The 16,194-nt window shown below is 69.3% G+C and carries 12 protein-coding genes; 6 read left to right on the top strand and 6 right to left on the bottom strand.

Annotated features, from left to right (window positions below; all coding sequences use genetic code 11):
• Nucleotides 1-202: 202 nt before the first annotated feature.
• Entirely contained in the window at nt 203-1,399 is a 1,197-nt protein-coding gene (locus ITJ49_RS04365) for a GAF domain-containing protein (RefSeq protein ID WP_228514054.1), read from the bottom strand.
• 319 nt (nt 1,400-1,718) lie between these two features.
• Here ITJ49_RS04365 and ITJ49_RS04360 point away from each other — a divergent pair, with 319 nt between their 5' ends.
• A complete protein-coding gene (locus tag ITJ49_RS04360; RefSeq protein WP_194601869.1) occupies nt 1,719-7,583 on the top strand; it encodes an S-layer family protein in 5,865 nt (1,954 codons plus the stop codon).
• A 132-nt stretch (nt 7,584-7,715) separates the two neighbouring features.
• On the opposite strand, the gene ITJ49_RS04355 is transcribed toward ITJ49_RS04360, so the two are convergent.
• Entirely contained in the window at nt 7,716-8,597 is an 882-nt protein-coding gene (locus tag ITJ49_RS04355; RefSeq protein WP_194601866.1) for a siderophore-interacting protein, read from the bottom strand.
• Between the two features lie 323 nt (nt 8,598-8,920).
• On the opposite strand from ITJ49_RS04355, the gene ITJ49_RS17500 reads away from it, so the two are divergent.
• Nucleotides 8,921-9,697: a hypothetical protein gene (locus ITJ49_RS17500; RefSeq protein ID WP_228514052.1), complete on the top strand. Its 777-nt coding sequence runs from the start codon at nt 8,921-8,923 to the stop codon at nt 9,695-9,697.
• Nucleotides 9,698-9,866: 169 nt separating this feature from the next.
• Here ITJ49_RS17500 and ITJ49_RS04345 read toward each other — a convergent pair whose 3' ends face one another.
• Both ITJ49_RS04345 and ITJ49_RS04340 read right to left on the bottom strand, forming a co-directional pair.
• The gene (locus ITJ49_RS04345) at nt 9,867-10,526 is read right to left on the bottom strand and encodes a response regulator transcription factor (protein ID WP_194601863.1); all 660 of its coding nucleotides are present in this window, start codon (nt 10,524-10,526) and stop codon (nt 9,867-9,869) included.
• Nucleotides 10,527-11,735, bottom strand: coding sequence for a sensor histidine kinase (locus ITJ49_RS04340; protein ID WP_194601860.1), 1,209 nt, complete (start codon nt 11,733-11,735; stop codon nt 10,527-10,529).
• Between the two features lie 198 nt (nt 11,736-11,933).
• On the opposite strand from ITJ49_RS04340, the gene alr reads away from it, so the two are divergent.
• Both alr and ITJ49_RS04330 read left to right on the top strand, forming a co-directional pair.
• Nucleotides 11,934-13,067, top strand: a complete 1,134-nt coding sequence (gene alr, locus ITJ49_RS04335) for an alanine racemase (RefSeq protein WP_194601857.1) — start codon at nt 11,934-11,936, stop codon at nt 13,065-13,067.
• On the top strand, nt 13,064-14,008 hold the full coding sequence (locus tag ITJ49_RS04330; RefSeq protein ID WP_194601854.1) for a D-alanine--D-alanine ligase: 945 nt from the start codon (nt 13,064-13,066) through the stop codon (nt 14,006-14,008). Before alr ends, ITJ49_RS04330 begins: the two co-directional genes overlap by 4 nt.
• Before the next feature lie 7 nt (nt 14,009-14,015).
• On the opposite strand, the gene ITJ49_RS04325 is transcribed toward ITJ49_RS04330, so the two are convergent.
• The gene (locus tag ITJ49_RS04325) at nt 14,016-14,501 is read right to left on the bottom strand and encodes an SRPBCC domain-containing protein (protein ID WP_194601852.1); all 486 of its coding nucleotides are present in this window, start codon (nt 14,499-14,501) and stop codon (nt 14,016-14,018) included.
• A gap of 182 nt (nt 14,502-14,683) precedes the next feature.
• Here ITJ49_RS04325 and ITJ49_RS04320 point away from each other — a divergent pair, with 182 nt between their 5' ends.
• Complete coding sequence (locus ITJ49_RS04320; RefSeq protein WP_194601848.1) at nt 14,684-15,202, top strand: GNAT family N-acetyltransferase; 519 nt, start codon at nt 14,684-14,686, stop codon at nt 15,200-15,202.
• 178 nt (nt 15,203-15,380) lie between these two features.
• Here the strand turns inward: ITJ49_RS04320 and ITJ49_RS04315 are convergent, their stop codons facing one another.
• Nucleotides 15,381-15,641 carry a hypothetical protein gene (locus ITJ49_RS04315; protein WP_084816016.1) on the bottom strand — a complete coding sequence of 87 codons (261 nt, stop codon included), beginning with the start codon at nt 15,639-15,641 and terminating at the stop codon, nt 15,381-15,383.
• A gap of 31 nt (nt 15,642-15,672) precedes the next feature.
• Between ITJ49_RS04315 and ITJ49_RS04310 the strand changes: the two genes are divergently transcribed.
• Nucleotides 15,673-16,128 (top strand): MarR family winged helix-turn-helix transcriptional regulator, encoded by a 456-nt coding sequence (locus ITJ49_RS04310; RefSeq protein WP_194601845.1) that lies wholly within the window; start codon nt 15,673-15,675, stop codon nt 16,126-16,128.
• The last annotated feature ends 66 nt before the right edge of the window (nt 16,129-16,194 follow it).

Raw genomic sequence — 16,194 nt, 5'->3', positions numbered from 1 at the left:
GACGGCGTGCGATGCTCCGGGTGTCGGGTGCCCAGCACCCGCCGAATCACTGCTGCTGGGAGGACCGTGAGGTCCACGGGTCTCGCGGGCACCTGCCTACGCTAGAACGGACGACGTCGGCACACGAGGCCCCAGAACGGGTCGCGATCCCCGTGAGACACGTCTGCCTCGACCCGGGTGATTACCTCGCTGATCCGGGCCCCTACGCGGTCTCGTATCGGCGAAGTTCGGTTTCGGCTTGGAGGGCAATCATCCGCAACGCTTCTGGTGACACCGATGCTTGGGGCCTCGGGGTGGTGTTCAAAACGCAGAAGGTTCCGATCGTCTCCCCGGTGGTGGAGTGCAGGGGGTGGCCGGCGTAGAAGTCCATGCCGGTGACGTCGATGAACGGGTTGCCTTTGAACCGGGGGTCGTTCTGCGCGTCCGGGACGATGAGGAAATCGTCGTGTTCGACGACGGTGTTGCAGTAGGCGAGGTCTTTGGGGATGGACTTGGGGAGCTGTTCGGTGTTCATGGCGTACCAGAGTCGATCGCCGTCCAGGAGAGACACCACGGCGATGTCGACACCGAATGTCTCCTGCGCCAGCGCGGCCAAACGCTGCAATTCGGGCGAGCCGCCGGTTTCTGCCTGCTCGATCAGCCGCCTCGTTCCCGACCAGGAGAACTCGGTGCTGCCGGGGGAGTGCCGGGGAGCCGGGTCGGCCGCCCGCACCTGGTCGAGGGCCGGGGCGAGGTGGGTGACGATGCTCTTCGCCCAGGCGTTGTACATGCAGGACGACCCGAGAGGCCGGCCGGGCTCGACGGCGGGCGCGGCCAGGGGGAAGTACGTCACGGCGGAGAAGTCGTCGGTGATGTCTTCGACGATCTTGTTCATCCGGCCGGCATGGAACTCCGCGAGTGCGCCGAGGGGGTGGTCGAAGGCGGTCACGGAACGGACGGGTTGGATGCCGGCGACGATGATCCGGGCGGATCTCTTCAACCTCTGGGTGAGGTGTTCCAGCAGAGCCCGGTAGTCGTGCTCCCAACTTTTCAGCGGGGTGAGGCGGACGGCGTCGTTCATGCCGATCACCAGGACGACGGCGTCGTAGGAGGCGAGGTCGTGGGTGCCGATCCAGTGCTCAGTGGACGCGAGGTTCATCGTCTCGTCACCGATGTAGTTCACCGAGCACGGGCGTGCGGTTTCGCCATGGGTTTCTCTCGCAAGATGTCCGGTGATGGAGATCTGGTGGGTCAGGACGCCCCACCCGTGAAGCGGCCCGTTTCCGAGAAGGAGGACTTGGTCGGCGTCGGGGAGAGTCGCGGGGACGGTGGGATGGTCCATGGGCTTGGGTGTCGAGCGACCCATCGCCATTCGCCCGGCGTACCAGGCCCGCATTACCGGTCTCATCAGCTCGTACATAGAAGCCCCCTGTGTATCAGTGGCCCTTCGGCCACCCTGTCCGCACTCTCCCGTGCGCCCCTGTTCCATCGTGGTGATTCATGGCCCGGATCGCACCCCCCAAAACGAGCACTCGGCAGCGACGCAGCCCGAACGAGGCAGTTTGAAATGCAGGATGCAACACACTACCCCCGCGCGAGGGGCACCCGATCTGGGAGTTGGCGCGGGGTGACGGGCATCGGAGGATTCTCACAGAACCGGTGCGACCCCTGATCAGAGGGGGCGTCGGCGAAGCGGAAACCCAGGCCGCGCACCAAACCCCCTCCCCAAGGAAACCCGTATGTCGACTCACGCTGCCCGCCGCCCCCTCTCCCGTCGGATCCTGAAGCCTGTGGCGATCGCCGCCGTCGTGCTGCTCGGCGGACTCGGCATGACCGAGGGCGGCCGGCTCAGCCCGGCCCAGGCCGCCTCGACGCTGTCGTGCGACCAGAACACGATCTACTCGATCGACACCAACGGCAACATGCAGTCGATCGACGTCGGCTCGACGACGGCGACGAACGTCACGACCCTCACGGGTGCCAACAACGCTCTCGCGATCACTGCGAACGGCACGGCCGCGTACGGCACCACGAACAGCTCCCCGGCACCGACGACCGGGTCGGTCTCGCGCTACGACGCGGTCTCGGGGAACATCACCAGCTACCCCGCGACGGTGCCGCAGCGAGCCCTCCGCGGTGCGGTCAACCCTCAGACGCAGATTTACTACTACGCGCAGGGCGCCGTGAGTAACCCCGCCGTCTACGCCTTCGACACGGCGAACAACACCGCCATCGGCCTGGTGGGTCACCTCACCGATGTCGTGGTCAACGACGCGGCCACGCAGGGCAACGGCGACTTTGCCTTCTCGACCAGCGGCACGCTGTTCGTCGCCTCGGGCGCCCAGGTGCTCCGGTCCAACACGGTTCTGCCGACCACCGCCGGCGACGTCGCCATCCACACCTCGCAGGTCACAGCTCTTCCCGACCGCACGAACACCCCCGGCATCGCTTTCTCGACCAACGGCTACCTCTACGTCTCGAGTGCGAAGAACCTCATCAAGATCGACCCGAGCTCGGGCCAGCAGGTCTCGTCGACCGCCATCGCGAACGGCAACCAGCCCACCGACCTCGCCTCGTGCAACTACGCCGACACGATCCAGGCGCAGGCCTCGGTCGACCAGCGCTGGCAGTCGGGCGACCAGTTCGCCCTCAAGATCGACGGCGACAACATCCAGTACGGCAACACGGCGACCACCGCGGGAACGGGCCCCGGTCTGCAGCCCGAGACCGCCGGATCCTCGCTCATCGTCGCGGGCAACTCGTACACGGCCACCGAGACCGCATCCGGCAGCACCGCCGTCGATCCGAACACCGGCGACTTCGTCGACTACGACACCTCCTACCGCTGCGTCGACGCGTCGACGGGAGACACGCTTCCGAACGGCCAAGGATCCGGCCGCACCGCCTCCATCACCCTCGCCAAGGCGGCCAAAGACGTCGATGTCTCGTGCGTCTTCACCAACACCCTGAAGTCGGTTCACGCCAGCGCGCAGCCCGACTCGTACAAGACGGCGACGGGCACCCCCGTCACCGTCGACGGCACCTCGAGCGACCCGGTGATCCTCGCGAATGACAAGGGCACCGGTATCAGCATCGTCTCGTCGACCGACCCGTCGCACGGCACCGTCTCGCTCGACAAGGCGACCGGACACTTCACCTACACTCCGGCCGACGGCTTCACCGGCAAAGACACGTTCACCTACACGATCCGCGACACCTCCGGGCAGACCTCGACGGCCACCGTCGCTATCGTCGTCGGCCCCTCGGTCACCGACGACACGGCCGCCACGACCACGAACACGGCTCTCGTCGCCGATGCGCAGCACGGCGTCCTGGCGAACGACGGCGGAGACGCCCTCACGGCCGCTCTCGCCTCGGGACCTCAGCACGGTCAGCTCACGCTGAACACCGACGGCTCGTACACCTACACACCCGACTCCGGCTACTCCGGCCCCGACTCGTTCACCTACACGGCCACCGACTCGGCCGGTCAGAAGGGCACCGGCACCGTCACGCTCACCGTCGCTCCGACGGCCGGCGCCGACGACCTCGGCAGCGTCACCTACGGCCAGACGACGACCTTCCCCGTGTCGGTGCTCCTCGGCAACGACCGGGGCACGGGCCTCACCGTGACGAGCATCTCCGCTGCGACCTCGGGCACCGTCACGCTGTCAAGCGACGGCACGCAGTTCACCTACGTGCCGGCGCGCGGCACCTCCGGCCCGGCCTCCTTCACCTACACGGTGACCGACTCGAGCCAGCAGACCGCCCAGGCGACCGCATCGCTCATCGTCGCTCCGATCGCGAACCCCGACACCCTGCCGTCGGTCACTGCGGGCAGCGCGGCGTCGTTCACCACCGACTCCTCCGTGCTCCTCGGAAACGACCGAGGATCCGGCCTGACCATCACCGCGGTCCGCGCGGCTGTGCACGGCTCGGTCTCGCTCTCCTCCGACGGCGCCACCGTGACCTTCACCCCCGACTCGGGCTACTCGGGCGGCGCGTCGTTCGACTACGTGCTCTCCGACTCCGCTGGTGACACGGCATCCACCACGGCCCGGTTCACCATCACACCGGCGGTGTCGGCGACGTCGACCACCGCGATCTCGGGCACCCCCGACTCGGTCGACAAGGAGCACGGCGTGCTCTCCGACTCCGAGGGCACCAACCTCACGGCGAGTGTCGCCGACGGTGACGGCCCCTCGCACGGCGACCTGTCGATGAACCCCGACGGCTCGTACGTCTACACCCCGTCTGCGAGCTTCTCGGGCGAGGACTCGTTCACCTACACGGCTACCGACGGCACGACGTCGATGACGGGAACCGTCACGATCACCGTCGTACCGGCCGCCATCGACGACGCGCTTTCGCCGTCGACCTTCTCGCCGTCCGCCGGACGCCTCTCGATCCTGCCCGGCACGACGCTCCTCGCCAACGATCACGGCGTTCCCGGCGAGCTCGCCATCGCCTCGGTGTCGACGCCCGAGCACGGCATCGCCCGCCTCAACTCCGACGGCACCGTCAGCTACCGACCGTCGGCCGGCTGGTCGGGGCCCGACTCCTTCACCTACACGGTGATCGACAAGGCAGGCAACGTCTCGGCGCCCGCCACCGTCACCTTCACCGTCACGCCCGTCGCCGTTGATGACGCCCTGCCCGAGAAGGCCGTCAGCGGCTCGAGCACGGTCATCCCCGCGAGCGACTTCCTCGGCAACGACCGGGGCACCGGCCTCGTGCTCACCGGCGCGTCCGACCCGTCCGCGGGCACCGTAACCTTCGACAAGCAAGCGGGCACGGTCACCTACACGCCGATGCCGAACTTCTCCGGCTCGTTCACCTTCGACTACACGATCGTCGACGAGACGGGACAGACGAGCGGGGCCAAGGCCACCATCGTCGTCGCCCCCGCGGCGGGCGACCTCGCGACCACGGTCGCGGCCGGCACGGTCGACCAGGTCGGCGCCGCCGACGGGCTCCTGTCACAGACCTCCGGAAGCAGCGTCACCCTCGTCGGCACGACGGATCCCCAGCACGGCACCCTGGCCGTCGACTCGTCTCGCGACGGCTCGTACACCTACACGCCCGGCTCGACCTTCTCCGGCACCGACTCGTTCACGTACACGGTGAAAGACGGCTCGGGCACGAAGTCGACCGGCACCGTCACCGTCACCGTCACACCGGTGGCGAAAGACGACGCCGTGAGCGCGCTCGCCGGCACCCCGCTGGCCATCGCCACGGCCGACCTGCTCGCCAACGACCGGGGAACCGGACTCGGCAACTTCACGTTCACCCCGCCCGTGGCGACCACGAGCACGGCATCGCCCGGCACCCTCACCTCGGACGGCAACGGCACCCTCACCTACACCCCCGCCGACGGCTTCTCGGGCAAGGCGACGTTCACCTACAGGGTCGAAGACACCGAACACCAGGTCTCCACGGCGACGGTCACGATCACTGTCGCCCCGGTCGCGATGAACGATGCCTACACCGCAACTGCGGCGACCCCGCTCACCGTCGCGAAGGGCAACGGCCTGACCGTGAACGACTCTGGCACCGGCCTCACCACGACGCTCGCTGCCACCCCCGCGCACGGCACCGTCACGGTGAACGGCGACGGCTCGTTCACCTACACGCCGGCACCCGGTTACTCCGGCCCCGACTCGTTCACCTACACGCTTACCGACGCCGCAAAGACACCCACCACGGCGACCGTCGTGATCACGGTGAACCCCCTGGCGGCGAATGACAGCTACCGGACGACGGCGGGCACGCGCATCTCCTCCGACGCTCCCGGGATCCTCGGCAACGACCGCGGCCAGTCAATCGTGGTCACCGGCATCGGGACGAAGGGCCTCCCCGGGTCGGTCGTCACCACGCCGCACGGAACCGTCACGGTCTTGGCGGACGGCACCTTCGACTACACGCCGGCGACCGGCTTCTCGGGCCCCGACTCGTTCCCCTACGCAATCGCCGACAAGGACGGCGACGGCGCGACCGCCACGATCACGGTGACAGTCACCCCGGTGGCCGTTGACGACCGGTTCTCGACCGACGCCGACACCGCATTGCCGATCTCCGTCATCGCCCTCACCGGCAACGACCGCGGCACCGGGCTCGGCGTCACCGCGGGTACGGCGACGGCCAAGGGCGGCTCCCTCGTCAAGCAGTCCGATGGATCCTTCGTCTTCCAGCCGAAGGCGGGCTTCTCGGGCACCGACTCGTTCGTCTACACGCTGACCGACGGCTCCGGCCAGACGACCACGGCCCTCGTGCGCATCGTGGTCGGCGACCGCGCCGCGAACTACGAATCGACGACGAACGCCGGCACGGGCTACTCGACCGACGCGGCCCAGGGTCTCTTGCTCGACACCGTCGGGTCGAACCTCACCGCCACCCTCGACGCGCCCCCGACGCACGGAAAAGTCACCGTCGCTCGCGACGGCTCGTACACGTACAAGCCGGCCCCGGGCTACTCGGGCCTCGACTCGTTCACGTACACGATCACCGACGACTCCGGGCAGATCCGTACGGGTACGGTGACGATCCGCGTGCTTCCCGTGGTCGCCAACGACGTGATGAAGACGTCGGCCGGTACGAAGATCGTGATCGGCGCCAAGCGCGGACTCCTCGGGAACGACTGGGGCTCGAAGCTCTCTGTGACGAGCACGACGCGGCCCGACCACGGCGGCGTCACGACGGTGAGCCCGACCGGTCTCATGACCTACACGCCGGCTGCCGGATTCTCGGGCGTCGAGACGTTCACCTACACGGTGGTCGACGCCGATGGCTTCGCCTGTCAGGATCCCGCAGTCGTCATCATCACGGTGACCCCGCGCGCGACCCCCGACTTCGGGGCCACCACGGCCGGGCGCACGCTCACCGTTGCCGCCGGCAAGGGGCTCCTCTCCGACGACAGCGGCTCCGGGCTCACCGCGGCCCTCAAGTCGGCGCCGCGCCACGGCACCGTGACAGTGAACCGCGACGGCTCGTACTCGTACGTGCCGAAGGCCGGATTCACCGGAACGGACTCCTTCACCTACACGGCAACCGACCGGAACGGCTTCACGACGACGGCCAAGGCGACCATCACAGTCAGCCCGGGTGCGCACGCGGTGAACGACGCCGTCGAGGGCAAGCCGAATGTGAAGGCCACCATCGACCTGCTCGCCAACGACGAGGCGACCTCGGGTGCGACGTTCGACCCGTCGACGATCGGCCTGATCGACCCCGCGACCGGTAAGGCGACCGACACCGTCGCCCTCGACGGCAAGGGCACGTTCCGGGTCAGCGGCAGCGTCGTGAGCTTCACGCCGGAACACAACTTCCACGGTGTGGCAGCGGTGCACTACCGAGTGACCGACACCGACGCGGTCACCGTCGCGGCGATCATCCGGGTGACCTATCCGACCGTGGTCGCGGCAGCCATCCGCGCGGCAGCGACCCCCGTCGCCGCCAGCGTTGTCAGCGCCCTCGCCTTCACCGGAAGCGCGGGAACGGGCGTCGCGATCGGCATCGGCCTGCTGTCGCTCATCGCCGGGCTCGGGCTGCTCGTGGGGAGGCAGCTGAAGCGCCCCGCTCCCGGGCCGCGCCGGACCGGCCTGTAGCGGGTCGGGGCGGGGCGGCGGGGGCTGCTGCAAATTTGAAGAAGATTTTGGTGGGTGACCCCGCCGGATCCTGATGTTCGTGCTCGCGTGCCGAGGTTTCTCCTTCGAATTTGCAAGCGTCCCGGCGGCGGCCTACTCCAGGGCGCCGATGGGCTCGCGCTTCTCCGCCTGGAATCGATCTTCGGCGCGGCCCAGGGCCCAGTAGGCCGAGAGCGAGAAGTCCCTCCGGTCGAGCGCCCAGTCGTCGACGAGGATCCGACGGATCGCCTTCATCGCCGACCTCTCGCCGTGCGCGAACACTCGCACTCGGCCCGCGGTCGCCGCGGCCTGCGTGGTCGCCGCGAGCTCCGTGGTCGCCGCGACGAGCGGCTCGCCCGGGGTCGCGTCGCCATCGCGGTGCAGCCACCGGACCGCCACCCCCGTCGGCGCGGTCAGCGGCAGTTCATCGGCTGCAGTGTCGACTTCGATGAGGGCGGTTCCGCGGGCGTCGGGCACGGTCGCGGCGAGAGCCTCGAGGGCGGCCGCGACGGCGGGGAGAGCGGAATCGTCGCCGAGGAAGAGGTGCGTGGTCGCCGGATCCTCGTCCGGGAAATATAGTCCGCCGGGGCCCGAGAGAGCCACGCGATCACCCGGTTGCGCCGCCGCCGCCCAGGGCCCGGCGACTCCCTCGTCGCCGTGCACCACGAAGTCGACGGCGATGGTGCGCGCCGCCTCGTCGACCGACCGGACGGTGTAAGTGCGGCGCACGGGCAGATCGGTCGGGTCGAGCCGCTCCCGCAGGGCCTCGAGATCGTAGGGAGGTTCGAGGCCCGAGCCGGGCTGCGCGAACAGGAACTTGACGTACTTGTCGGTCGCGCGGATCTTGTCGGGGGAGGCGCCTTCTATGAATGCCTCGAAGGCGTCGCCGCCGAGGTGGATGCGCACCAGGTGCGGGCTCAACCGCTCGGATCGCTCGACGACGAAGACGTGCTGCGTGCCACGAGGGCGAGGGGTGGTGGGTGTGGGCGTGCTCATGCGTCCACTCTGCCGTGCGGTGCTTTGGGTGCGCTCGGTGTTGCGCGGAGTGGGCGGGTGTTTTCCGGCGCTGCGCGGAGTGGGCGGGTGTTTTCCGGCGTTGCGCCGAGTGGGCGGGTGTTTTCGGGCGGTGCGCCGAGTGGGCGGGTGTTTCCGGGTGTCGGCGGGTGCTGGAGCACCCGCCCACCCCTGAGAACACCCGCCGACTCCGGGCGACGCGCCCGTGGCTACGCGCTCCGGGCGACGCGCCCCGGGCCGGCCACGGGAGGCCGAGCCACGCCCACCGGAGCAGGAAGTCAGACGGTCCCGGCATAATCGACCCGGTGATCGACGACACGAACGACCTCCCGTTCCACCCCTACCTGCTCGGGGCCGAGCCCGAGCGCGGCGCTGAGCCCACGGCCGGGCAGAGCGGCGACGCGCGGCCCGTCGGGGTCGCTCCGATCGCGGTCGCGCCGGATCCTGGGCCGTCGTTCGCTCGCACCGTCGACGAGAGCGTGCCGGTCTTCTATGTCGCCTGGGAGCGCGACCGGGTCGTGCTCGGCTGGCTGTGGTGGGACGACGCGTCAGGCGCCTCGTGGCATGTGCCGAACGTGTTCGAAGAGGGTGCGCGCGAGGCCGACGGGCGCACGCTGATCGCCACGCATCCGTGGGTGCACGAGTTGGCAGCCGCTTTCGCCGAGGGGCTCACGCCGAGCGCGGCGATCCAGCGGCTCCTCGCCGACGTGCCGGACGACGAGGGCAACCTCATTCCGGTGCAGGCACCCATGCGGGCACGGTCGCTACGGCATCTGGAGCAGATCGCCGGGCTCGACGACTATCGCGCGGCCGAGGCTCGGTGGAGAGAGGCACAGGGTGCGGCGGCGGCGTCGATCCCTGCGGCGGTTGCCGCGGATCCTGCGGTTGCCCCTGCCCCTGCCCCTGCCCCTGCCCCTGCTGTTGCGCCTGCGCCTGCTGCTGCTGCTGCGCCAGTTTCTTTCCCTGCACCGGCCGCGGACCCGGAGCCTGCCGCCGCTCCCGCCGCTGCTCCCACCCCCGCCGCGCCTGCCGCCCCCACCCGCAACCGCCGCCGCTTCCCCTTCTTCTGGCGACGCGGCTAGCCCGCCCGTCGCGCCGAGATCGCACTTGGGGTCGGGGTGCGGCGACCACTAGTGCGATCTCGGCGGCCCGAACCCACCCCGATCCCGGCCCGACCCGGCCCGGCCGGACCCGGCCCGGCCCGACCCGGCCCGGCCCGGCCCGACCCGGCCCGGCCCCGCCCCGACCGGCCTACAGCAGCTGGTTGTCGTGCGCGTAGACCACGAGCTGCACCCGGTCGCGCAGGCTGAGTTTGCCAAGCACGCTCGAGATGTGGCTCTTGACCGTCGATTCGCTGACGTATTCGTGGGCCGCGATCTCGGAGTTCGACAGCCCCCGGGCCGCAAGCGTGAAGATGGCGCGCTCCCGGGTGGTCAGCGACTGGAACTCGAGCGGCGCCGGCACGGCCGCGGGAGTCGGCGCCGCACTCACGTCGGCGCTGAACAGCTGCCCGAGTTCGTCGGGCGCGAGCACGGCACTGCCGGCGTGCACCGCGCGGATGGCGGCCGTCAAGAAGGCCGGCGTGCTGTCTTTGAGCAGGAAACCGCTGGCGCCATTGCGGATGGCGGTCGCGGCGGCGGCGTCAAGCGCGAAGGTGGTGAGCACGATCACGCGCGGCGGGGTGGCCGGCCCGTTCGGCCCGAAGAGCGCCTGGACCGTCTCGACGCCGTCCATCACGGGCATCCGCATGTCGAGCAGCACGATGTCGGGTCTTGTCTCGCCGATCACCTGCAGACCCTCCCGGCCGTTCGACGCCTCGCCCACGACCTCCATGTCGGTCTGCGCGTCGAGGGCGATGCGGACGCCCCCGCGAAAGAGTTGCTGGTCGTCGACCAAGACGATTCGGATCACTCAGGCCTCCTTGGCCATCGATGGTGAGACGGGCTGCGTGGCCGGGATCCGGGCGCGCGCCATGAAAGTGCCGTCGATCTCTTCCGCCTCGAGCGTGCCGCCGACGGCGGCGAGGCGGGCCGTCATTCCGGCGACGCCCGTGCCGGCCCGTCGTAGCTCGCCCGTCGGGGTCGGTCGGTCGGCCTCGGCGAGCACGGCGTTGTGCACCTCGAGGACGACGTCGTCACGCCGCCATAGCTCGGTGAACGCGATCGGTATACCGGGTGCGCCGTGGCGGAGCGCGTTGGTCAGAAGCTCCTGGGCGACGCGGCGCAACACCAGGGCCTGTCCGGGCTCGAGCGCGCGGGCGGTGCCGCGGGTCACGTGGTCGACGACGACCCCGGCGGCGGTGACCTGCTCGATGATGGCGGTGAGGTCGTGCGGCTCGTCGGCGGCAGAACCCGAGGATCCGGCGCTGGTGCCGCTCAACACCTCCCGCACTTCGCCGAGGGAACGCCGAGCGGTGTCGGCGATCGTCGAGGTCACCTGGCGAATGCGGTCGGTGTCGTCGAGAAACTGCACCGAGTCGGCCTGCGCGATGATCACGGCCAGCGAGTGCCCGACGATGTCGTGCACATCGCGCGCCATCGCCGCCCGTAGCCGCTCGCCCTCGGCGAGGTCGAGGGCCTGCACGGTCTCGGTCTGCGCCTGGACGCGAAGAATCGACTCGTCTTGCCGAGAGCGGAAGGCGCGAACGGTCAGGCCGGCGAGCCACGCGAATCCGAGCACGCCGATTGGGGCCAGGAGGGTCGCCGCGGCCTGACCGGGGGAGCCGTAGAGGAGGAGAGCGAAGCGCGTGCCGGTGTTCGCGAGATAGACGGACGCGATCCCGCCGCCGATCACACTTGAAACGAGACCCGCGATCAGCTCGTTGCGGGAGCCGACGCTGGCCGACGCGTAGATGACGAGCACGAGCGCGAGGGTCGTCACGGTCGGGCGTTCGTTGCCGAAGACCTGGACGGCGGCCATCAGCCAGACGAGGACGAGGGCGACGCGGGGAGAAACGCGGCGCAGGGTGACCGCGACGGCGGCGAGGAGCACCGAGGCGACACTCGGGCTGTTCAGCAAAAGGCCGAACGGCACCAGGCTCAAAGCGATGATGACGACCGCGGCCATCGCGTCGACCCGGAACTCGAGCGTGGTGAACCGCTCGCTGAGTCGTCTCGGCATGCATCGCCCCCGGGTGATCGTGGTCAGTCGTCGCTCCAGTCCATCCTGGCTGATCCACTACCTCGGGGCTTAGTCCGCTGGAGGGATATATCGAATTCCTATCGGTCCTTGCGGCGGATGCTGAAGCGGGAAGCGCCTCCGTACCGTCAAAGGAGATCACACCGGGCGCCTCAGGGAGCCCTCACGAGAGGATTCAGCATGATGCCTTCGGCGCAGCTCACGGTCGATACGTCGGCAGTCGCCTGGAACACCCGCCTCTTTGCGGGCAGGACTAACGGCCACCTGTTGGCCGTGCTCAAGGCGGACGCCTTCGGGCACGGAGACCTGGCACCGATCGTGCTGGCGGGGGGAGCTACCTGGCTCGGCACGACATCGATCTCCGACGCGCTGGTACTGAGGTCACGAGCCGCGGAGACCCGGATCCTGAGCTGGCTCAATCCGGTCGATGCCCCCTTCGAGGAGGCCCTCCTCGCCGACCTCGACCTGGCTGTGCCGAGCGAGCAGCATCTGCATGCGATCTCCGTCGCGGCTGCCGCGACCGGACGGGTGGCGCGCATCCACCTGCACGTCGACCTCGGAATCAACCGCGACGGCGCAGCCCGCGGTGAATGGTCGGCGCTGTGCCAGCTCGCGTGGCTGCTGACGAAGCTCGGGCGCATCCGCGTTGACGGGATCATGGGGCATCTCTCGTCAGCCGACGACCCGCAGGATCCGGCGAATCGCCGTGAACGTATGCTCTTCGACAACGCGGTGCGGGTCGCGCGCACCCACGGGCTGCGGCCCGTCGTGAGGCACCTGGCAGCGACCGCAGCCACGCTCACCCAGCCGGACGCCCTCTACGACCTCAGCCGCATCGGCGCCGGGCTCTACGGCATCGACCCCGCGCGAAGTACGACGCTCCGTCCGGCGTTGACGCTCACTGCCCCCGTCGTGTCGGTAAAGCGGGTGCCCCGAGGATCCGGGGTGGGCTATTCACACACCTGGTCGACGACCCGCGACACGAATCTCGCTCTCCTCCCCCTCGGCTACGGTGACGGGTTGCCTCGAACGGCCTCGGGGCGGGCGTGGGTGCAGGTCCGCGGCCGTCGCCGACCGATCGTCGGCCTCTTCTCGATGGACCAGGTCGTCGTCGATACCGGCGACGACCAGATGGCACCGGGCGACGTCGCCACGGTGTTCGGCGCGGGCGGTGGCGGAGAACCCACGGTGCGAGACTGGGCCGAGTGGGCGGGGACGATCGACCACGACATCGTCGTTGGCATCGGGGCGCGGGTGCAGCGTCGTTTGACCCCCTCGGTCGCCGGGACCGTCGCCGCGGAGGTGTCGGCATGAGGCTCGGCATCATCGGCGGGGGCGCGAACTCCGAGCACGAGGTGTCGCTGGCGTCGGCCGATTCGATCGCGTCGACGGCGGCAGCGAACCACGACATCATCCACCTCACTATCGGTCGAGCGGGTCACTGGACCACCGACCGGGGTGATGCCCTCGCCGTCGACGCGGCCGTTCGGATCCTTCGTACGTGCGACGTCGTGTTCCCGGCACTGCACGGGGTCAATGGCGAAGACGGTATGGCGGCGGCGTTACTCACGGCAATCGGCGTGCCCTACATCGGCTCCGACATCGGGGCTGGCGCCATCGGCATGGACAAGTGGGTCACCAAGCTCATCGCCTCCGAGCTGGGCATAGCCACCGCCCCGGGAACGCTCGTGCGAGCGGGGGAGCGGCCGACCGCGACGTTGCCCGAGCTGCCCGTCGTCGTCAAGCCCGTCGCGGCCGGCTCGAGCCACGGGGTATCGTTCGTCGACTCCGCCGCAGAGGTCGACGCCGCCGTCATCGCCGCCTTCGAGCACGACGACCGCGTGCTCATCGAAGAGGCCGTCATGGGTCGCGAGGTCGACATAGCGGTACTGGAGCGATCCGATGGCAGCCTCACGGTCAGCCCGACCCTCGAGATCGACCTCGGCGGTGATGACGTGTTCGGCACCGAACGGAAGTACGGCGGCACAGCCCGCTTCGTCGTTCCTGCCAATGTGTCTCCCGCGACTCGCGCCGAATTGGAGTCGTGTGCGCGTCGCCTGTTCCGTGCGCTGGGGTGCCGCGGTATCGCGCGCTTCGACTTCTTCGTCACCGACACCCGTCTCGTGCTCAACGAGGTCAACACGATGCCCGGCTTCACCGCCGAGTCGCAGGTGCCGCGCATGTTCGGCGCCATGGGGATGCCCTACGCCGACCTGATCGACGCGCTGATCGAGACCGCGATGGCCCGACGTTGACCCCGCGCTACTCGGCGAGAATCCCGTCGATCTGCCCCAGCGCGAGCGTCATGCCCTCCTCCATGCCCATTTCGAGCAGCTGATCGAGCTGCTCCCGGCTCGCGAACTCGGTGACGAGCGTCATGCGGGTGCCGCTGGCCACGGGTTCGAGCGTCATCCGCATGTGCGACACCGGCATCGATTCGTCGGGGTTGCCGTCGGCATCGGCGAAGCTGTCGTCGAGTTCGACCCGGTGGGGGGCATCGACCGCGGTGATGAGCCAGAGGCCAGCGGCACGATCGCCGTCGGGGCCGGTCATGTAGTAGCTCGTGCGGCTACCGATCGTCAGCTCGTGCTCGACGAAAGTGGCCGGCCAGGTGGGCGGGCCCCACCAGCGTTCGAGCTGACGAGGATCCGCCCAGACCTCCCAGACGCGCTCGGGTGCCGCGTCGAACTCCGTGATGACGGTAATCGTCAGAGCGTCGGTGTCGTGTGTGGACTGGATGACGGGCATGGCTCCCTCTCCTGCTTCGTCGTTGAAGCGCTGTTCCGGTGCAGTGATTCTGCTCCCTGTCGCGTGCTGCACGCCAGGGCTGAGTGCCCCGCCGAGATCGCACTTGTGGTCGCCCGCATCCGACGTCAACTGCGATCTCGGCGACCGCGTGCGCGGAGAACACCCCGCGATACCGTGGAGGCATGCTGCCGTCACCGACTCCGCGACTCCGGTTCCGACCGATGAGCGCGGCCGATCTCGATGCGATGGCGGGGCTGCTCGGCGATCCGAGCGTGATGGAGTTCTACCCGGCGCCGAAGACCCGCGACGAGGCTGCGGCCTGGATTGCGTGGAACGAGCGGAACTACGCGGACTACGGGTTCGGGCTGTGGATCCTCGAGACCGTCGACGGCCTGTTCGTCGGCGACTGCGGACTCACCTGGCAGAAGGTCAACGGGGTGCCGATGCTCGAAGTCGGCTATCACGTCAGGTCGGAGTTGCAGGGTCGCGGGTATGCCAGCGAGGCGGCCGCAGCCTGCCGGGATGCCGCTCGCGCTGCGGTGCTCGCCGGGGAGTTGGCGTCTGACGTGCTGGTTGCGATCATCCACCCTCTGAACGTCGCATCCCGCCGCGTGGCCGAGAAGATCGGCATGGTGCAGTGGCCCGACGACACCGGGGGAGCGCTGCCCGTTCGCACCGTGATGGGTATGACGCTGGTCTGACGCGTGGGCCCGTGCGTGCACGGGGCGGCGAGCTTCCGCCGAGATCGCACTTTCTGTCGCCTCGACCCGACGTCGACTGCGATCTCGGCGACCCGACTGCCGCGAGATGGCCGAATCTCCTGGGAAGAGCACGAGCTGGCGTAGGTCAGGCCATCTCGCGGGAGCTCGCCAGCGGGGGCTAGCGCGGGCAGTTCAGGAACGTGCGGTTCGTCACCGGATCGCGGTCGATCGCGTGCGTCGAGAGTGACGTGTGGCACACCGGGCACTGGGGGTCGGCTGGAGGCTCGTAGGGCTCTTCGGGATGGCCGGCGCCCAGCGAGGCAGGGCCGGCGATCGGGTACATGAAGCGGTTGAGGCGCCCGATGAAGCCGGGTGCCTTGTCGAACGGCGTTGCGGCTCGCGGTCGCGCTGGTTTGCGGTTACGTACTGGTTTGCCCACAAACAGTTAGTGTACGCGTTAAAGTGGGGCCATGGAAGATCCCCTCGCCCTCGACCGGCAGGTCTGCTTCGCACTCGCGGCGACGAGTCGAAGCGTCATCGCGCTCTACCGGCCGGTGCTCGAACCTCTCGGCCTGACCCACCCGCAGTACCTCGTGATGCTGGCGCTCTGGCAGACGAGTCCGCTCCGCGTGCGCGATCTCGGCGAGCAGCTGTCGCTCGATCCGGCGACGCTGTCGCCTCTCCTCAAGCGGCTCGAGGCTCAGGGGTATCTGACCCGCACGCGCAACTCTGCCGACGAGCGGTCGCTCGACATCGCGCTGACCGAGGCCGGGGTGGCCCTGCGGGAGCGGGCGCTCGCGGTGCCGGGCCGGATCCTCGAGCTTTTGGGGGTCGCCCCCGCCGCGCTCGAACGAGTGCGCGATGAGCTGACGGTGCTGCTGGAGGCCAGCCGAGCAGCCGTCTCTGCGCCGCGCTCGGCCGGGTGACTGTCCACGATCGGCTAATGCCAGGCGCCTGCGATCAGCAGATCGTGGACACTCACCCGGCGGTGC

Origin of the sequence: Frondihabitans sp. VKM Ac-2883 (genome assembly GCF_015350875.1) — a bacterium.
Taxonomy (GTDB): domain Bacteria; phylum Actinomycetota; class Actinomycetes; order Actinomycetales; family Microbacteriaceae; genus Frondihabitans.
This window is presented reverse-complemented; position numbering and strand designations above follow the sequence as displayed.

Bases quoted from the DNA above. Each gene is read 5' to 3' on its own strand.
- alr (WP_194601857.1), top strand. From the start codon at position 11,934: ATGATGCCTTCGGCGCAGCTCACGGTCGATACGTCGGCAGTCGCCTGG.
- ITJ49_RS04340 (WP_194601860.1), bottom strand. From the start codon at position 11,735: ATGCCGAGACGACTCAGCGAGCGGTTCACCACGCTCGAGTTCCGGGTC.
- ITJ49_RS04365 (WP_228514054.1), bottom strand. From the start codon at position 1,399: ATGTACGAGCTGATGAGACCGGTAATGCGGGCCTGGTACGCCGGGCGA.
- ITJ49_RS04330 (WP_194601854.1), top strand. From the start codon at position 13,064: ATGAGGCTCGGCATCATCGGCGGGGGCGCGAACTCCGAGCACGAGGTG.
- ITJ49_RS04325 (WP_194601852.1), bottom strand. From the start codon at position 14,501: ATGCCCGTCATCCAGTCCACACACGACACCGACGCTCTGACGATTACC.
- ITJ49_RS04310 (WP_194601845.1), top strand. From the start codon at position 15,673: ATGGAAGATCCCCTCGCCCTCGACCGGCAGGTCTGCTTCGCACTCGCG.
- ITJ49_RS04360 (WP_194601869.1), top strand. From the start codon at position 1,719: ATGTCGACTCACGCTGCCCGCCGCCCCCTCTCCCGTCGGATCCTGAAG.
- ITJ49_RS04320 (WP_194601848.1), top strand. From the start codon at position 14,684: ATGCTGCCGTCACCGACTCCGCGACTCCGGTTCCGACCGATGAGCGCG.
- ITJ49_RS04355 (WP_194601866.1), bottom strand. From the start codon at position 8,597: ATGAGCACGCCCACACCCACCACCCCTCGCCCTCGTGGCACGCAGCAC.